Raw genomic sequence first — 16,979 nt, forward strand, 5'->3', positions numbered from 1 at the left:
CCCTGGTAACAAGGGTAGAATATGTTTTTAACCCATCTGCAAATTCAACATGTCCGCACCAGCAGTGAGCCAAGGACGCAATGTCGTCGTCATCGGCACCCAGTGGGGTGACGAAGGTAAAGGGAAAATCGTCGATTGGCTGACCGATCATGCGCAAGGCGTGGTTCGTTTCCAGGGCGGACATAACGCAGGCCATACCCTCATCATCGGCGGCAAGAAGACGATCCTGCGTCTGATCCCGTCGGGCATCATGCGTGACGGCGTCGCGTGCTACATCGGCAACGGTGTGGTGCTCTCGCCCGAGGCGCTGTTCAAGGAAATTGATGAGCTGGAATCGGCCGGCGTGCAGGTCCAGAACCGCCTGCGCATCTCGGAAGCCACCACGCTCATCCTCCCGTACCACATTGCCATCGATAAGGCGCGCGAAATCAAGCGCGGTGCCGCCAAGATCGGCACGACCGGTCGCGGCATCGGCCCGGCGTACGAAGACAAGGTGGCTCGCCGCGCGCTGCGTGTGCAAGACCTGTTCGATCCGGCCTACTTTGCCGAGCGCCTGCGCGAGAACCTGGACTTCCACAACTTCGTCCTGACGCAGTACCTGAACCACCCGGCGCTGGACTTCCAGCAAGTGCTGGACGAGATGCTGCCGTACGGCGAGCGCCTGGCGCCGATGGTGACGGACGTGTCGGCTGAGCTGTTCGCCGTTAATGCTGCGGGCAAGAACCTGATGTTCGAAGGCGCGCAAGGCACGCTGCTCGACATCGACCACGGCACCTATCCGTTCGTCACGTCGAGCAACTGCGTGGCCGGTAATGCGGCCGCCGGTGCGGGCGTGGGTCCGGGCCAACTGCACTACATCCTGGGTATCACCAAGGCGTACTGCACGCGCGTGGGCTCCGGCCCGTTCCCGAGCGAGCTGTACGACGCGGATAACCCCGCTCGTCAGGACCCGACCGGCGTGCGTCTGGCTAATGTCGGCAAGGAATTCGGTTCGGTCACGGGCCGTCCGCGCCGCACGGGCTGGCTGGATGCTGCCGCTCTGCGTCGCGCAATCCAGATCAACGGTGTGTCGGGCCTGTGCATCACCAAGCTCGACGTGCTCGATGGCCTCGAAACGATCAAGCTGTGCGTCGGCTACAAGCTCGACGGCAAGGAAGTCGACATCCTGCCGCGTGGCTCTGACGTCGTGGCGCGCTGCCAGCCGATCTACGAAGAATTCCCGGGTTGGAACACGTCGACCTTTGGCCTGAAGGAGTGGGGCGCGCTGCCCGAGACCGCCCAAGCGTATCTCAAGCGTGTGGAAGAAGTGGCCGGCATTCCAATCGCCATGATTTCGACCGGCCCAGACCGCGACGAGACCATCCTGCTGCGTCATCCGTACAAGGACTGACGTGCTGCACTCACGCATTTGACAGACTCGCCCGGTGATTCGCCGGGCGAATTTGCATTCAGCAGCGTATTTACAGAACACGACAGCGGCAACTCACGCCGCATTCATGATCAAGAAGAGGAACACGATGAACCAGCCGATCAACGATGACTCGCACCTGTGGGTGTCCTGGGATGACTATCACGGCCTGATCGAGCGTCTGGCGCTAGTCGTGCATGAGTCAGGCTGGAAGTTCGACAAAATTCTGTGCCTGGCGCGTGGCGGCCTGCGTGTGGGCGATCAGCTCTCGCGCATCTACGACCTGCCGCTGGCCATCCTAGCGACCAGTAGCTACCGCGAAGCTGCCGGCACGCAGCAGGGCGATCTCGATATCGCGCAGTACATCACCATGACGCGCGGCGAGTTGTCGGGCCGTGTGCTGTTGGTGGACGACTTGGTGGATTCGGGCGTCACGCTGGAGCGTGTGGGGCGCCATCTGAAGGAGCGCTATCCCGCCGTCACCGATGTGCGTACCGCGGTGCTGTGGCACAAGGGGTGCTCGAAGATCAAGCCGGATTACGCCGTGCAGTTCCTGCCGACGAACCCATGGATTCATCAGCCGTTCGAGGAATACGACACGCTGCGTCCGCATAACCTCTCGGCCTGGATCAAGCGTGGTAAGGCGCGCGCGGCCGGCACTGGCGAGGCTCCGGCAGTGGTTTGATTCGTTGGCGGATTGCGTCGAAGCAAGAGGGCGGTGGCGTGTGCGGCTTGCGCCGTGCGTGCCACTTCGGTAACCTCACGTGACGGGTCGCAATACGGGCCCGAAACCCGCGCACGGACTGGCTTTGCAGGATGTGCCAATGCGGTCTGCGCGGATGATCGAAGCGCGGCGCGTCTTGATGGATGCGCCGGGCGTCGAGCCCACCCAGCGTCTGGGATGTGCGAGCCGGTGATCCTGGCCCAGCCCCGGCGCGATAGTCGAGACACAATGCCTGTCGTCCTTCGCGGAATGTCGCGTCAACAATGGATCAACAATCCGGTCGCAGAAAAGAAAAACGGCGCAACTTGCGTTGCGCCGTTCCTAAACTCTGGTGCCCAGGAGAGGACTCGAACCTCCACGGAGTTACCCGCTAGTACCTGAAACTAGTGCGTCTACCAATTCCGCCACCTGGGCAGGTGTGCGTGTACCGAAGCTGTGATTATTACTGTATCCAGCGAACTTGTCAATACTCTAGAAGAAAAAATTGAATCAGCCGACTTATCCGATCCCGAGCCGCGAGGAAATCCTCGGTGTGCTGCGCACTTCGGGGTCTCCGCTGTCTGCCACCGATATCGCCAAGGCGCTGTCGGTTACCCGTAAAGAGCACGACGGCTTCATCAAGCGTCTGACCGCCATGGAGCGGGATGGTCAGATCGAACTCAACCGCAAGGGGCGCTACGAACTGGCGCACCAACCCAACTTCATCGAAGGCCGTGTGATCGGTCACCGCGATGGCTTCGGCTTCTTCGTCCGCGATGACGGCGAGCCCGACATTTTCCTGCCCGAGCGCGAAATGCAGAAGGCCATGCACGGTGACCGCGCCCTGGTGCGTGCCGTTGGCTACGACCGCCGCGGGCGCTCGGAAGGCCAGATCGTCGAGATCCTGCAGCGTGCCAACAAGCGCATCATCGGCCGTCTGCTCTCAGAGAGCGGCACACTGGTGGTGGCGCCCGAAGACAAGCGCCTGGGTCGCGACATCCTGATTGCGCCCAAGGGGCAGGGCAAGGCCAAGGTCGGTCAGGTGGTGAGCGTGGAGATCTTGGAATATCCGGATCGCTACGTGCAGCCCATCGGCCGCGTGGTCGAGGTGCTGGGTGAGATTGACGACCCGGGCATGGAGATCGAGATCGCCGTGCGCAAGTACGGTGTGCCGCATGAGTTCTCCCAGCCGACGCAGCGCGAGGCCGAAGCACTGCCGGATGCCGTGCGTGATGTTGATCTGGCTGGTCGCATTGACTTGCGCGATGTGCCGCTCGTCACCATCGACGGTGAAGACGCACGCGACTTCGACGACGCGGTGTATGCCGAGCCCGTGAAGATCGGCCGCAGCAAAGGCTGGCGTCTGATCGTGGCGATTGCCGACGTGTCGCACTACGTCCGGCCGGGGCATCCGCTCGATGCAGATGCGATTGACCGAGCCACCTCGGTCTATTTCCCGCGCCGCGTGATTCCAATGCTGCCGGAGAAGCTTTCCAACGGCCTGTGCTCGCTGAACCCGGAAGTGGATCGCCTGTGCATGGTCTGCGACGCGGTCATCAGTGCCAAGGGCGAGATCAAGGCCTACCAGTTCTACCCGGCGGTGATGCACTCGAAGGCGCGCCTGACCTATAACGAGGTCTGGTCGATCCTGTCGAATGTGAAGGGCCCGGAAGCCGCCAAGCGCGCGCCGCTGGTGCCGCATCTGCAAGACCTGTACGAGCTGTACCAGACGCTGCTCAAGGCGCGCCGCGAGCGTGGCGCGATCGACTTCGATACGACCGAGACGTACATCGTCTGCAATGCGCAAGGCAAGATCGAGCAGATCCTGCCGCGCACGCGTAACGATGCACACCGGCTGATCGAGGAGTGCATGCTGACGGCCAACGTCTGCGCGGCGGAGATGCTTGAGAAGTACAAGCATCCTGCGCTGTACCGCGTGCATGCGGGGCCGACGGAAGAAAAGCTGCAGGCGCTGCGCGCTTTCCTGAAAACCAGCGGTCTGACGCTGGGCGGCGGCGACAAGCCGCAGGCGTCCGACTACGCGGAGGTGATGGAAAAGATCGCGGCGCGCCCCGATGCACCGATGCTGCAGACGATGCTGCTGCGCTCGATGCAGCAGGCGGTCTACAGTCCGGACAACATCGGTCACTTTGGCCTGGCATATCAGGCCTACGCACACTTCACCAGCCCGATTCGCCGTTATCCGGACTTGCTGGTGCATCGCTCCATCAAGGCGATCCTGCATCACACGCGCTATGTGCCGGCGCTGGCGCCAGGCGTGCAACTCAACAGTGCGCTGTCGCCCAAGGCGCGCCGCCTGCAGGCGGAAGCCGAGAAGGGCGTGCCGGCCTCGGTCGTCAATAAGGCCAAGGCCGAGGCGATCTGGCATGAGCTGGGCGTGCATTGCTCGGCCAACGAGCGTCGCGCTGACGAGGCCTCGCGCGATGTCGAAGCCTGGCTCAAGTGCTACTTCATGCGCGACAAGCTGGGCAACGAGTTCGCGGGCACGGTCAGCGCGGTCACTTCGTTCGGCATCTTCGTGCAGCTCGACGAGCTGTATGTGGAAGGCCTGGTGCACGTGACCGAACTGGGCAGCGACTACTTCCAGTACGACGAGGCTCGCAACGAACTGCGCGGCGAGCGCACCGGCATCCGTTACCGCCTGACCGACCGCGTGCGTGTGCAGTTGCTGCGCGTGGATCTGGATGCACGCAAGATGGACTTCCGCCTGATCCAGGAGCCGTCGGCCAAGGCACTGCGCCCGACCAAGGTGGCAGGGGCTCCGGAAGCCACGGCAGGCCGCCAGCCCACTGTTGCTACGCCCGCGCCGCCGGTCGGCCGCAAGAAGCCGCGCCAGTTGGCGGCGTTGCTGGGTGGTACAGCCAAGCCGGAGGAATCGTTCGACGAGACGCTCGACCGCGTCTTCGAAGAGCAACCTGTGTTCGAGCCGGGCTCGCGCGCTCAACCTCCGGGCCATACGCACAGTAAGCCGGCACGCAAGAAGCAGGCAGTGCGTGCGCCCAAGCCCAAGGGTGGTGCCAAGACCACGGCACGCAAGACCATGGGCAAGCTGCCGGCCAAGGCACCGCGCAAGTCCAAGGGCCGCTGATGCCTGCTGACGGTCGGAAAAGCCGCTGAGGAGTGAGGGCAGACGGGTACAATCGCGCCATGTCCAAGTCCAAGCTCCTCATCGGCTTCCATGCCGTTACCGCCCGGCTTCGCCACGACGCGAAGTCGATCGACGAAATCTATTTCGAGGCCAACCGCCGCGACCGCCGCATGCAGGATTTCCTGAAAGCGGCGGAAGCAGCGGGCGTGCGCCTGATTCCGGCCGACAACGAACGTCTGCGCGGCATTGCCGGCACCGATCGCCACCAAGGCGTGGTTGCCAAGGCGGAGTCGCTGTCGCTGGCACTCAACCTGGATGAGCTGCTCGACAGCATCGAGGGCACGCCGCTGTTGCTGGTGCTCGACGGTGTGACCGATCCGCACAACCTGGGCGCCTGCCTGCGCGTGGCCGATGCGGCCGGTGCACATGCTGTGATTGCTCCCAAGGATCGCAGCGTTGGCATCAACACGACGGTTGCCAAAGTCGCCAGCGGCGCGGCCGAGACCGTCCCCTACATCACGGTGACCAACCTGGCGCGCACGCTGCGCGAGTTGCAGGAGCGCGGCGTCTGGGTGATCGGCACGGCTGACGAGGCTGAGCAGAATCTCTACCAAGCCGACTTCAAGGGCCCCATCGCCATCGTGATGGGCGCCGAAGGCGAAGGCATGCGCCGCCTGACGCGCGAGACATGCGACTCGCTGGTCAGCATCCCGATGGCGGGCAGCGTGGAAAGCCTGAACGTGTCGGTGGCCAGCGGCGTGTGCCTGTTCGAGGCCGTGCGCCAGCGTGCTGCAGCGCCTGCCAAGCAGGGATGAGCACCGAACCGACGGCCGCTTCCGACGCGGCTGCGCTTGCCCAGGCGCACGCCTGGATCGACGCTGCTGAGCGCATCATGGTGCTCACTGGCGCCGGTGTTTCGGCTGAGTCAGGGGTGCCGACCTTCCGCGATGCACTGACCGGTCTCTGGTCACGCTTCAACCCGGAAGACATGGCCACCGAGGCCGCGTACCGCAAGCATCCGCGCATGGTGTGGGACTGGTACCAGGAGCGCCGCGAGCGCGTGCTGCAGGCTCAGCCGAATCCAGCGCACGTTGCCATTGCGGCATTGGCCAAGCGCAAGATGGTGACGCTCGTCACACAGAACGTCGATGGCCTGCATCAGCGTGCCGGCAGTGAGGGCGTGATCGAACTGCACGGCAACCTGTTCGTTGACAAGTGGCTGGGCGGTTGCGGCAAATGTGATGTTGCGACGGCCGAGCCGGGCAGGCCACCGCGTTGCGCGACATGCGGTGCGATGTTGCGTCCGGGCGTGGTGTGGTTTGGTGAGCAGCTTCCGCTGGTGGCGAACTACCGGGCTGAAGAAGCGGCCAACACGTGCGACGTATGCCTGGTGGTAGGAACATCCGGCATGGTGTATCCGGCGGCTGGATTGCCGGGACTGGCGAAGGACCACGGCGCCCGCGTGATCGTCGTGAATCCGGAACCGAGCGCGCTGGACGCGACAGCCGATCTGGTGATCCACCAGCCGGCGGGCGTGTGCTTGCCCGCCATGCTGGGGTAGGTACCTCTCTTACGCTGCCGCGCGCAGCGGCTCAATCAACGCTTCCAGCTTGACCGCATCCGCCGCAAACAGGCGGATGCCCTCGGCCAGCTTCTCCGTTGCCATGGCGTCGGCGTTCATGTGCCAGCGGAACGACTTCTCGTCGGCCGGCAAGCGCACGATGTTGGCGGCGTTTGCGTTGTCTGGTGACAGCTTGCGCTCAACGGAGGCGTCCGATTGCTGCAGTTGAGCGAGCAGGTCCGGGCTGATGGTCAGCAGGTCGCAACCGGCCAGTTCGACGATCTGAGAAACGTTGCGGAAGCTCGCGCCCATCACCTCGGTCGGGTAGTCGAACTTCTTGTAGTAGTTGTAGATGCGCAGGACTGACTGCACGCCCGGGTCGTTCGCGCCGCCTTGCGCGGCTGGGTCCCAGTTGGCGCCAGCGTCTTTCTTGTACCAGTCGTAGATGCGGCCGACGAAGGGCGAGATGAGCTGCACGCCGGCTTCTGCGCACGCGACGGCCTGGGCCAGCGAGAACAGCAGCGTCATGTTGCAGCGAATGCCTTCGGCGCGGAGCTGGTCTGCCGCGCGAATCCCTTCCCACGTCGATGCAATCTTGATCAGCACGCGCTCGCGCGCCACGCCGCGTGCTTCGTACAACGAGATCAGATGCTTGGCCTTGGCGACCGTCGCTTCCGTGTCGAACGACAGGCGTGCATCGACTTCCGTCGACACGCGGCCCGGGATGATCGACAGGATCTCGCAGCCGAACGCCACGAGCACCGCATCGATGATGTCTTCTACGCCGCCGTTGCCACTACCGCTGCGCGCATCGCGCACGGCTTGTTCCAACAGCGGGCGGTACTCGGCCTTCTGCACGGCTTTCAGGATCAGCGACGGGTTGGTGGTCGCGTCGTGCGGCGCATAGGCGCGCATGGCCTGGAAGTCGCCCGTGTCTGCGACAACGGTCGTGAACTGCTTGAGTTGATCGAGCTGAGTCATAAAGCGAGTCCGGAATGTGTTCAAGCGGCGTTCCAGCATTGCGCTGGAGGGTGAAGGATGAATCGATTGTACTCCGCAGGTTTGCCTCGGCTAGCCGGAGGAGGGCTGTTATGTTGATCCGGTACACTACCGGGTTTTCCGATCCCGACTGAGTGTTTGCGATGACGCAGGATGAACTGAAGGCGCTGGTGGCGCAGGCCGCCGCAGATTACGTATTGGCCAACGTGCCCGAGGGCGCCGTGCTGGGCGTGGGCACTGGTTCGACCGCCAACCTGTTCATCGACGCGATGGCGCCGCACAAGGCGCGTTTTGCCGGCGCGGTGTCCAGCTCGGAAGCTTCGACGCGCCGCCTGCAGGGCCACGGCTTCACGGTGCTGGATCTGAATGAAGTCGACGCCATCCCCGTGTACGTGGACGGCGCCGATGAGATCGACGCTTCGGGCGCCATGATCAAGGGCGGTGGCGGCGCGCTCACACGCGAGAAGATCGTTGCCTCGGTCGCCAGCGTGTTCGTGTGCATTGCCGACGGCAGCAAGCTGGTGGAGACGATGGGCGCATTCCCGCTGCCGGTGGAAGTGGTGCCGATGGCACGTGCCGCCGTGGCGCGCCAACTCGCCGCGCTCGGCGGTCAGCCCCGTCTGCGCATGACCAAGGAAGGTCAGATTTACAAGACCGACAATGGCAATGTGATCCTCGACGTGGTCGGCCTGCGCATTGCCGATCCGAAGGGGCTGGAATCGGTGGTCAACGACATTCCGGGCGTGGTCACCGTGGGCCTGTTTGCCAAGCGGGGTGCCAATGTGCTGCTGCTGGGCACGGAAGCGGGCGTGCAGCGACGCGATTTCTGACCGCTACGCGGGGCCCCATCGGGCATCCAACAACATGCCGTTCAGTTCACGCTGAACGGCATGTTTGCTTTGGGTGCCTCGCGTTTGTTGCCCTAGTCGCGCTCACGCACGCCGGGTGACACGACACCGCATGCGCGCAGCACCAGCTGTACGACTTCCTCGGTGCGCTCGGCAAAGGCCTTTTGCGTGAGTGCGCGCTTGCCCGAGAGCGCGCGGATCTGCGCTTCGAAATCGGCGTAGTGCTGCGTGGTCGACCAGATCAGGTACATCAGCGTCTGCGCGTCGACTGGGGCGAGTTGCCCGCGTGCGATCCAGGCGTCGATCACCTGCACGCGCGTGTCGAACCACGGTTTGACGCGCTGAGCGAGGATGTCCTGCATATGCTCCGCGCCGTGGATGATCTCGTTGGCCCAGACCTTGGAGCCGAGCGGCCGGCGGCGTGACAACTCCATCTTTGCGCGCACGTAGCCGCTGATGGCCTCGGCAGGATCGTCGCTGTCTTCAAACGAGTTGGCTGCGCGGTGCCAGTCTTCAAACAAGTCTTCGAGCACCCGCTTGTACAGCGCCAGCTTGGTCGGAAAGTAGTAGTGCAGATTCGCCTTGGGTAGGCCGGCGCGCTCGGCAATCATGGCGGTGCTCGCGCCTTCGAGCCCGCGTTCGGCAAACACGGCTTCGGCGCAGGCCAGCAGATGCGCTTCGTTCGAGGCGCGAATATGCGCCTTGCGCCGCCGCATTGGCGCTGCGGCTTCGGTGTTCTCTGACGGGTGGGCTGCGGCTGGGTCGTCTCGCATGGTGGTCTCGTGCGGCGTGTATGCGCAGGGGATGCCGCGCTGCGCCTCATTCTAGCCGTTGCGATGGCAGCACGGCATCTCTCGACAACGAGGTCGCACTTCTCATGCTGCGCCGCAATGGCACGCTTCTCGCTTTAAAAGCCTGTCTGCGAAAGACATTGATTTGACAGGAATCCTCGTCTACAACCTGTCCATTCGGACAGGATTGAGTTGGCGGGGAATGCCCCGAAAGCGCTGTCCGATGCAACACCACCCGCATGCACCGCCAGCGTGCGGAGATGCCCCAAAACACGGCCGCCGCTGCACCGCATGGGTGTGGTTTGCGGATCAGCACGGTGGACCCCAAAGGAGCGACACGCAATGAGTGCAGCACCCGAAGCGTTGGAAACGACCCGGCTCGATACGTCGATCCGGGTCAACGGCAAGCGATTGTGGGACAGCCTGATGACGGTGGCGAAGATCGGCGCGACGCCCAAGGGCGGCGTATGCCGGCTTGCGTTGACGGATCTCGACAAGCAGGGGCGCGATCTCATCGTCAGCTGGGCCAGGGAGGCCGGCTGCACGGTGACGGTCGATCAGATGGGCAACGTGTTCATGCGGCGTGCCGGGCGCAATCCGGATGCGCTGCCCGTGATGACCGGCTCGCATGCGGACTCACAGCCGACCGGTGGCCGCTTTGATGGCATTTATGGCGTGCTCGGCGGGCTGGAAGTGATCCGTAGCCTGAACGACCATAGCATCGAGACCGAGCACCCGATCGAAGTCGTGATCTGGACCAACGAAGAGGGCTCGCGCTTTGCGCCGGCGATGGTGGCCTCGGGCGTGTTTGCGGGTGTCTTTACGCTGGAATACGGTCTCTCTCGCAAGGACGTGGACGGCAAGACCATCGGCGAAGAACTCAAGCGGATCGGCTATGCCGGCGACGTGCCGTGCGGGGGCCGCAAACTGCATGCCGCGTTCGAGCTGCATATCGAGCAGGGGCCGATTCTGGAGGCCGAGCAGAAGACCATCGGCGTGGTGACGGATGCGCAAGGCCAGCGCTGGTACGAGATCACGCTGACGGGCCAGGAGGCCCACGCCGGCCCGACGCCCATGCCGCGTCGCCGTGATGCGCTGCTGGGTGCAGCGCGCGTGGTCGATCTGGTCAACCGCATCGGGCTGGACCACGCGCCGTTTGCCTGCGCGACGGTCGGCATGATGCAGGTGCACCCCAACTCGCGCAACGTGATTCCGGGGCGCGTGTTCTTCACGGTCGATTTCCGGCATCCGGAGGATGCGGTGCTCGCGAAGATGGACGCCGCATTGCGCGAGGGCGTCGCAAAGATCGCCGAGGGCATCGGGCTGGAAACGCAGCTCGAACAGATCTTCTACTACGAGCCCGTCAAGTTCGATGCCGCGTGCGTGGCATCCGTGCGTGCGGCGGCGGAGCGCTTTGGTTATTCGCACCGCGACATGGTGTCCGGCGCGGGCCACGATGCCTGCTATCTGGCGCAGGTGGCGCCCACGTCGATGGTGTTCGTGCCGTGCGTGGACGGTATCAGCCACAACGAGATCGAAGACGCCACGCCCGAGTGGATCGAGGCCGGCGCGAATGTTCTGCTGCACGCGATGCTCTCGCGTGCATCCGAGCCCGCTTCATAGCGCAACCGTAGTCGCCGTCGCATCACCCCAAAACGAAAGCCGTCCCGACCTCGCCTGTGTGAGGCCGGCGGGCACGGCTGTGTCCTCACACGGAAGAAGGAGCCACCATGGCTATCAAGGAAACGGGCGATATTGCCGCGCACCGTCTGTCGCCGGAGCAGTTGTCGTGCGAGTTTGCCGACATTGCGCCGTTGCTCGATCCCACCGCTGCGGCGGCTGCGGCCAGCCGCTGTCACTATTGCTACGACGCCCCCTGCGTGCAAGCGTGTCCGACGCAGATCGACATCCCCAGCTTCATCCGCAAGATCAGCAACGGCAACCTGAAGGGCGCAGCGGTGGACATCCTCTCCGCCAACCCGCTCGGCGGGATGTGCGCGCGGGTGTGCCCGACCGAGATCCTGTGTGAAGGCGCATGCGTGCGTAACGACCAAGACGCGCAGCCGGTGGCGATTGGCGCGCTGCAGCGCCATGCCACGGATTGGGTGATGGCCAAGGGTACGGTGCTCTTCAAGCGCGCGCCTGATACGGGGCGCCATGTCGCCGTGGTCGGGGCTGGGCCGGCAGGGCTGGCGTGTGCGCATCGCCTTGCACTCGCAGGGCACCGCGTCACGCTGTTCGATGCACATGCCAAGCCGGGTGGCCTGAATGAATACGGCATTGCCGCCTACAAGACCGTCGACGATTTTGCGCAGCGCGAGGTGGCGTGGCTGCTGTCGGTGGGCGGCATTGAACTGAAGACCGGCGTGGTATTGGGCGGCGACATGTCGCTCGATGCGTTGCGCAAGCAGCATGACGCAGTGTTTCTGGCGATTGGTCTGGGTGGCGTGCGTGCGCTGGCGCTGGAAGGCGAAGACCTATCAGGCGTGATGAACGCCGTCGACTTCATTGAGCAGGTGCGCCAAGCCGCTGCACTGGAAACCGTGCCGGTCGGCCGGCGCGTGGTGGTGATCGGCGGAGGCAACACCGCCGTGGATGCGGCCGTGCAAAGCCGCAAGCTCGGTGCGACGACGGTGACGATGGTCTACCGGCGCGGCGTTGAATCGATGAGCGCCACCTGGGCTGAGCGCGAATTTGCGCAGAAGAACGGCGTCACCCTCATCACGCATGCCAAGCCGGTGCGGTTGATCGGGCAGGGCGGACAAGTGATCGGCGTGGAGTTCGAGCGCTCGGGTGAAGCAGGCGAACGCTTTACGGTCGACGCCGACATGGTGCTCAAGGCCATCGGCCAGACGCTGGTGCCGATCGGTGTGGATGGCGAACTGCTGACCGTCGATGGCAACCGCATTGCCGTGGATGCGGGCGGGCGCACTACGTTGCCCGACGTGTGGGCCGGCGGCGACTGCGCGGCCACGGGCGGCATCGACCTGACGGTGCAGGCCGTGCAGGACGGCAAGGTCGCCGCCGCGTCCATCGACGCTTCTCTGGCCAGCCTCACCGCCAAGGCGGCCTGAGCCGCATCCCCGAACAACACATTCCACGGAGCCGAACATGGCTGACTTGCGCTGCACGATTGCCGGTATCAAATCGCCGAACCCTTTCTGGCTGGCTTCCGCGCCGCCCACCGACAAGGCCTACAACGTCAACCGCGCGTTTGAGGCGGGCTGGGGCGGCGTGGTGTGGAAGACGCTCGGGCTCGACCCGCATGTGGTCAACGTCAGCTCGCGCTACGGCGCGGTGCAATGGAATGGCCAGCGCATCGCGGGGCTGAACAACATTGAGCTGATCACCGATCGTCCGCTGGATGTGAACCTGCGCGAGATTGCGCAAGTCAAGCGCGACTGGCCGGATCGCGCACTGATCGTCTCGCTGATGGTGCCGTGCAACGAGCACGACTGGAAATGGATCCTGCCGATGGTGGAAGACACCGGCGCTGATGCGGTCGAGCTCAATTTCGGCTGCCCGCACGGCATGAGCGAGCGGGGGATGGGCGCGGCGGTCGGGCAGGTGCCGGAGTATGTGGAGATGGTGACCCGCTGGGTGAAGGAGACCACCAAGCTGCCGTGCCTGGTGAAGCTCACGCCGAACATCACCGACATCCGTTTGGGCTCGCGTGCGGCGTACAAAGGCGGGGCGGATGGCGTGTCGCTCATCAACACGATCAACTCCATCGTGGCGGTCGACCTGGACCAGATGGCACCGATGCCGACCGTGGACGGCAAAGGCACCCACGGCGGCTACTGCGGTCCGGCGGTCAAGCCGATCGCGCTGAACATGGTGGCCGAGATCGCCCGCGATACGCAGACGCCCAATCTGCCGATCTCAGGCATCGGCGGTATTTCCAACTGGCGCGATGCGGCGGAGTTCATCGTGCTGGGTGCCGGCAGCGTGCAGGTGTGCACGGCGGCCATGCATTACGGTTTCCGCATCGTGCAGGACATGGCCGACGGCTTGGCCAACTGGATGGATGAAAAGGGCTACGCCACGCTGGAGGATGTGCGCGGCCGCGCCGTGCCCAATGTGACGGACTGGAAGTACCTGAACCTGAAGTACGACATCAAGGCGCGCATCGACCAGGATCGCTGCATCCAGTGCGGCCTGTGCCATATCGCTTGCGAAGACACTTCGCACCAGGCCATCACGCGCGAGAAGGACGGCAAGCGCCACTTCGAGGTGATCGACGCCGAATGCGTCGGGTGCAATTTATGCATGCATGTCTGCCCGGTCGAGCAGTGCATCACGATGGAGCGTGTGGACGCGGGCGACTACGCCAACTGGACCACGCATCCGAACAACCCGGCGCGGGTGGGGGCAAGCGCGCCCGACGCAGGTGCCACAGAGCCAGCGCCTGCGGCCAAGGCAGCGTGATCTTTCCTTGTGCTGACCGGTTTTGAACCCTACAAATGAGCCTGACGCGCGCCGCAGAGCACGCCAACAACCCGTGGAGGTCTTTCAATGAAGCAGGCAGCGCACCCCGCCGAACCGCTCGCGGCCGGCAGCAGTCTTTACAACGACGACCTGGCGCCCACCGGCGTGGCCCAGCGCACCTGGAAGTGGTACCACTTTGCAGCGCTGTGGGTCGGCATGGTGATGAACATCGCGTCGTACATGCTGGCTGCGGGATTGACGGAGCAGGGCATGTCACCGTGGCAGGCGGTGGCGACGGTGCTGCTGGGCAACGCGATCGTGCTGGTGCCGATGCTGCTGATCGGCCACGCGGGCGCCAAGCACGGGATTCCGTATGCGGTGCTGGTGCGCACATCGTTCGGCACGCAGGGGGCGAAGCTGCCGGCGCTGCTGCGCGCCATCGTTGCGTGCGGCTGGTATGGCATCCAGACGTGGCTGGGCGGTAGTGCCATCTACACCCTGGCCAACATCCTGACGGGCAATGCCCTGCATGGCGCCGCGATGCCGTTTCTTGATATCTCGGTGGGCCAGTTGGCGTGTTTTCTGTTGTTCTGGGCGCTGCAGCTTTACTTCATCCTGCACGGCACCGATTCGATCCGCTGGCTGGAAAGCTGGTCCGCTCCCATCAAGATCGTGATGTGCATCGTGCTGGTGTGGTGGGCCACGTCGAAGGCGGGTGGTGTGGGCTCGATGCTCTCCACGCCGTCGCAGTTCGTGGCCGGCGGCAAGAAGGCCGGTCAGTTCTGGGCAACGTTCTGGCCGAGCCTCACGGCCATGGTCGGCTTCTGGGCGACGCTGGCGCTGAACATTCCGGACTTCACGCGCTTTGCCAAATCGCAGCGTGACCAGATCATCGGCCAATCGATTGGTCTGCCGATTCCGATGGCGCTGCTGTCGGTGATCTCGGTGGTGGTCACGTCGGCCACCGTGGTCATCTACGGCAAGGCCATCTGGGACCCGATCGACCTCACCAGTCGCATGACCGGCATCGGCGTGGGTATCGCGCTCATCATCCTCACGCTGGACACCATGTGCTGCAACCTAGCGGCGAACTTGGTCGGGCCCGCATACGATTTTTCCAGCCTGTGGCCCAAGGGCATTTCGTACAAGACGGGTGGGCTGATCACCGCCACCATCGCCATCGTGATGATGCCGTGGAAGATTCTGGCCACGTCGGAGGGCTACATCTTCACGTGGCTGGTGGGCTATTCCGCGCTGTTGGGGCCGGTTGCCGGCATCATGATGGTCGACTACTTCCTCATCCGCGGCACCCGCCTAAGCGCGCGGGAGCTGTTCGAAGAAAACGGCGAATACGCCTACACCGGCGGCTGGAACCTCGGTGCGGTGGTGGCGCTGGCCGTGGGCGTGCTGCCGAATTTGCCGGGCTTTCTGCATACCGCGTTCCCAAGTGCGTTCCCGAACGTGCCGGCGTTTTTCAACACGCTCTACACGTATGCGTGGTTCGTTGGCCTGGTGCTGGCGGCGCTCGTCTACAGCGCGTGGATGAAGCTGCGCGGCAGCCCGAGCGCCAGCGTGGCAAGCGCCTGAAGCTCGCTACCCCCACACCCACAGAACAACCCATAAGGAGACAGCGACATGACGACCCTGATCCGTGGCGGCACGGTCATCGACGCAGACCGCACCTGGCGTGCCGACGTGCTGTGCGACAGCCCAGAGAACGGCGGCACCATCCTGCAGGTGGCCGCGCAGATCGACGCGCCGGCCGGCGCCACAGTCATTGATGCCCATGGGCAATACGTCATGCCGGGCGGCATTGATCCGCACACGCACATGGAGCTGCCCTTCATGGGCACCACCGCCATCGATGATTTCTTTACTGGCACGGCAGCGGGTCTGGCGGGCGGCACCACCAGCATCATCGACTTCGTGATCCCCAGCCCGCGGCAGCCGTTGATGGACGCCTTTCGCGAATGGCGCGGCTGGGCCGAGAAGGCTGCCGCCGACTACGGCTTCCACGTTGCCGTGACGTGGTGGGACGATTCCGTGCATCGCGATATGGGGACGCTCGTGCACGAGCACGGTGTTTCCAGCTTCAAGCACTTCATGGCCTACAAGAACGCGATCATGGCCGACGACGAGATCCTGGTGAACAGCTTCTCGCGCTCGCTCGAACTGGGCGCCTTGCCCACCGTGCATGCGGAAAACGGTGAACTCGTCTTCCAGCTCCAGCGCCAGTTGCTCGCGCGCGGCATCGCTGGGCCGGAGGCGCATCCGCTGTCGCGCCCGCCCGAGGTGGAGGGTGAGGCGGCCAACCGCGCCATCCGCATCGCCCAGGTGCTGGGCGTGCCGGTGTACCTCGTGCATGTGTCGGCCAAGGATGCGGTGGACGTGATTGCCCGCGCGCGCAGCGAAGGCCTGCGTGTGTTCGGTGAGGTACTGCCGGGCCATCTGGTGATCGACGAGTCGGTGTATCGCGACCCGGACTGGACGCGTGCCGCCGCCCACGTCATGAGCCCACCGTTTCGCTCCGCCGAGCATCGTGAAGCGCTGTGGCGTGGGCTGCAGGCCGGTCAACTGCACACCACCGGCACCGACCATTGCACGTTCTGCGCATCCCAAAAAGCCATGGGCCGGGAGGATTTCACCAAGATCCCGAACGGCTGCGGCGGCATCGAGGATCGCCTCTCCATCCTGTGGCACCACGGCGTCAACGCCGGGCGCATCACGCCCAACGAGTTTGTGCGCATTACCTCAACCAACGCTGCGCAGATCTTCAACCTGTATCCGCGCAAGGGCGCTGTGCAGCCCGGCGCGGATGCCGATCTGGTGGTGTGGGACCCGGCGGGCACCAAGACGATTTCCGTGAAGACGCATCACCAGAAGGTGGACTTCAACATCTTCGAGGGGATGACGGTGCGCGGCGTGGCCACCCATACGCTCACACGGGGCGCGCTGGCCTGGGTCAATGGCGACCTGCGTGCCGTGCGCGGCGCGGGGCAGTACCTGAAGCGTCCGCCGGCGGCGGCGTATTACGACGCCATCCGCCTTGCCAATGCGCGCCGCACGCCGCATGCCGTGGATCGCGCTACGGAGACGTTGTCGACCGCAAAGTAGCGCGCTGCATATGCCAAG

13 protein-coding genes and 1 tRNA gene are annotated in these 16,979 nt (G+C 64.3%); 11 read left to right on the plus strand and 3 right to left on the minus strand.

The window, feature by feature from the left end; translation table 11 throughout:
* Nucleotides 1-49: 49 nt before the first annotated feature.
* Entirely contained in the window at nucleotides 50-1,390 is a 1,341-nt protein-coding gene (locus tag ACS13N_RS14130) for an adenylosuccinate synthase (RefSeq protein WP_438932213.1), read from the plus strand.
* A 127-nt stretch (nucleotides 1,391-1,517) separates the two neighbouring features.
* Nucleotides 1,518-2,093, plus strand: coding sequence for a phosphoribosyltransferase (locus ACS13N_RS14135; protein ID WP_438932858.1), 576 nt, complete (start codon nucleotides 1,518-1,520; stop codon nucleotides 2,091-2,093).
* A gap of 368 nt (nucleotides 2,094-2,461) precedes the next feature.
* Here the strand turns inward: ACS13N_RS14135 and ACS13N_RS14140 are convergent.
* Nucleotides 2,462-2,546, minus strand: a tRNA-Leu gene (locus tag ACS13N_RS14140).
* 70 nt (nucleotides 2,547-2,616) lie between these two features.
* Between ACS13N_RS14140 and rnr the strand changes: the two genes are divergently transcribed.
* From rnr to ACS13N_RS14155, 3 genes are read left to right on the plus strand one after another with little or no spacing between them, the layout of a single operon-like run.
* Nucleotides 2,617-5,220 (plus strand): ribonuclease R, encoded by a 2,604-nt coding sequence (gene rnr / locus ACS13N_RS14145; RefSeq protein WP_438932214.1) that lies wholly within the window; start codon nucleotides 2,617-2,619, stop codon nucleotides 5,218-5,220.
* 59 nt (nucleotides 5,221-5,279) lie between these two features.
* Nucleotides 5,280-6,035: a 23S rRNA (guanosine(2251)-2'-O)-methyltransferase RlmB gene (gene rlmB, locus ACS13N_RS14150; RefSeq protein ID WP_438932215.1), complete on the plus strand. Its 756-nt coding sequence runs from the start codon at nucleotides 5,280-5,282 to the stop codon at nucleotides 6,033-6,035.
* On the plus strand, nucleotides 6,032-6,781 hold the full coding sequence (locus ACS13N_RS14155) for an SIR2 family NAD-dependent protein deacylase (protein WP_438932216.1): 750 nt from the start codon (nucleotides 6,032-6,034) through the stop codon (nucleotides 6,779-6,781). The genes rlmB and ACS13N_RS14155 overlap by 4 nt, the downstream gene beginning before the upstream one ends.
* A 9-nt stretch (nucleotides 6,782-6,790) precedes the next feature.
* On the opposite strand, the gene tal is transcribed toward ACS13N_RS14155, so the two are convergent.
* Nucleotides 6,791-7,762: a transaldolase gene (gene tal, locus ACS13N_RS14160; protein ID WP_438932217.1), complete on the minus strand. Its 972-nt coding sequence runs from the start codon at nucleotides 7,760-7,762 to the stop codon at nucleotides 6,791-6,793.
* Nucleotides 7,763-7,923: 161 nt separating this feature from the next.
* Here tal and rpiA point away from each other — a divergent pair, with 161 nt between their 5' ends.
* Nucleotides 7,924-8,610 carry a ribose-5-phosphate isomerase RpiA gene (rpiA, locus tag ACS13N_RS14165; RefSeq protein ID WP_438932218.1) on the plus strand — a complete coding sequence of 229 codons (687 nt, stop codon included), beginning with the start codon at nucleotides 7,924-7,926 and terminating at the stop codon, nucleotides 8,608-8,610.
* Nucleotides 8,611-8,702: 92 nt separating this feature from the next.
* Here rpiA and ACS13N_RS14170 read toward each other — a convergent pair whose 3' ends face one another.
* Nucleotides 8,703-9,401 (minus strand): TetR/AcrR family transcriptional regulator, encoded by a 699-nt coding sequence (locus ACS13N_RS14170; RefSeq protein WP_438932219.1) that lies wholly within the window; start codon nucleotides 9,399-9,401, stop codon nucleotides 8,703-8,705.
* 360 nt (nucleotides 9,402-9,761) lie between these two features.
* Between ACS13N_RS14170 and ACS13N_RS14175 the strand changes: the two genes are divergently transcribed.
* The 5 genes from ACS13N_RS14175 (at nucleotide 9,762) to hydA (ending at nucleotide 16,961) form a co-directional block, all read left to right on the plus strand.
* Nucleotides 9,762-11,042 carry a Zn-dependent hydrolase gene (locus ACS13N_RS14175; RefSeq protein ID WP_438932220.1) on the plus strand — a complete coding sequence of 427 codons (1,281 nt, stop codon included), beginning with the start codon at nucleotides 9,762-9,764 and terminating at the stop codon, nucleotides 11,040-11,042.
* A 107-nt stretch (nucleotides 11,043-11,149) separates the two neighbouring features.
* Complete coding sequence (locus ACS13N_RS14180; RefSeq protein ID WP_438932221.1) at nucleotides 11,150-12,493, plus strand: NAD(P)-dependent oxidoreductase; 1,344 nt, start codon at nucleotides 11,150-11,152, stop codon at nucleotides 12,491-12,493.
* Nucleotides 12,494-12,530: 37 nt separating this feature from the next.
* Nucleotides 12,531-13,847: an NAD-dependent dihydropyrimidine dehydrogenase subunit PreA gene (gene preA / locus ACS13N_RS14185; RefSeq protein WP_438932222.1), complete on the plus strand. Its 1,317-nt coding sequence runs from the start codon at nucleotides 12,531-12,533 to the stop codon at nucleotides 13,845-13,847.
* An 87-nt stretch (nucleotides 13,848-13,934) separates the two neighbouring features.
* On the plus strand, nucleotides 13,935-15,434 hold the full coding sequence (locus tag ACS13N_RS14190; RefSeq protein ID WP_438932223.1) for an NCS1 family nucleobase:cation symporter-1: 1,500 nt from the start codon (nucleotides 13,935-13,937) through the stop codon (nucleotides 15,432-15,434).
* 48 nt (nucleotides 15,435-15,482) lie between these two features.
* Nucleotides 15,483-16,961 (plus strand): dihydropyrimidinase, encoded by a 1,479-nt coding sequence (gene hydA, locus ACS13N_RS14195; RefSeq protein WP_438932224.1) that lies wholly within the window; start codon nucleotides 15,483-15,485, stop codon nucleotides 16,959-16,961.
* The last annotated feature ends 18 nt before the right edge of the window (nucleotides 16,962-16,979 follow it).

Origin of the sequence: Ralstonia sp. 24A2, assembly GCF_051783885.1 — a bacterium.
In the GTDB taxonomy this organism is placed as follows: Bacteria; Pseudomonadota; Gammaproteobacteria; order Burkholderiales; family Burkholderiaceae; genus Ralstonia.

Excerpts from the sequence above, each read along its gene's own strand:
- rlmB (WP_438932215.1), top strand. The coding sequence starts at position 5,280 with ATGTCCAAGTCCAAGCTCCTCATCGGCTTCCATGCCGTTACCGCCCGG.
- ACS13N_RS14175 (WP_438932220.1), top strand. The coding sequence starts at position 9,762 with ATGAGTGCAGCACCCGAAGCGTTGGAAACGACCCGGCTCGATACGTCG.
- tal (WP_438932217.1), bottom strand. The coding sequence starts at position 7,762 with ATGACTCAGCTCGATCAACTCAAGCAGTTCACGACCGTTGTCGCAGAC.
- ACS13N_RS14155 (WP_438932216.1), top strand. The coding sequence starts at position 6,032 with ATGAGCACCGAACCGACGGCCGCTTCCGACGCGGCTGCGCTTGCCCAG.
- ACS13N_RS14135 (WP_438932858.1), top strand. The coding sequence starts at position 1,518 with ATGAACCAGCCGATCAACGATGACTCGCACCTGTGGGTGTCCTGGGAT.
- hydA (WP_438932224.1), top strand. The coding sequence starts at position 15,483 with ATGACGACCCTGATCCGTGGCGGCACGGTCATCGACGCAGACCGCACC.
- rpiA (WP_438932218.1), top strand. The coding sequence starts at position 7,924 with ATGACGCAGGATGAACTGAAGGCGCTGGTGGCGCAGGCCGCCGCAGAT.
- ACS13N_RS14170 (WP_438932219.1), bottom strand. The coding sequence starts at position 9,401 with ATGCGAGACGACCCAGCCGCAGCCCACCCGTCAGAGAACACCGAAGCC.
- preA (WP_438932222.1), top strand. The coding sequence starts at position 12,531 with ATGGCTGACTTGCGCTGCACGATTGCCGGTATCAAATCGCCGAACCCT.
- ACS13N_RS14130 (WP_438932213.1), top strand. The coding sequence starts at position 50 with ATGTCCGCACCAGCAGTGAGCCAAGGACGCAATGTCGTCGTCATCGGC.
- ACS13N_RS14190 (WP_438932223.1), top strand. The coding sequence starts at position 13,935 with ATGAAGCAGGCAGCGCACCCCGCCGAACCGCTCGCGGCCGGCAGCAGT.
- ACS13N_RS14180 (WP_438932221.1), top strand. The coding sequence starts at position 11,150 with ATGGCTATCAAGGAAACGGGCGATATTGCCGCGCACCGTCTGTCGCCG.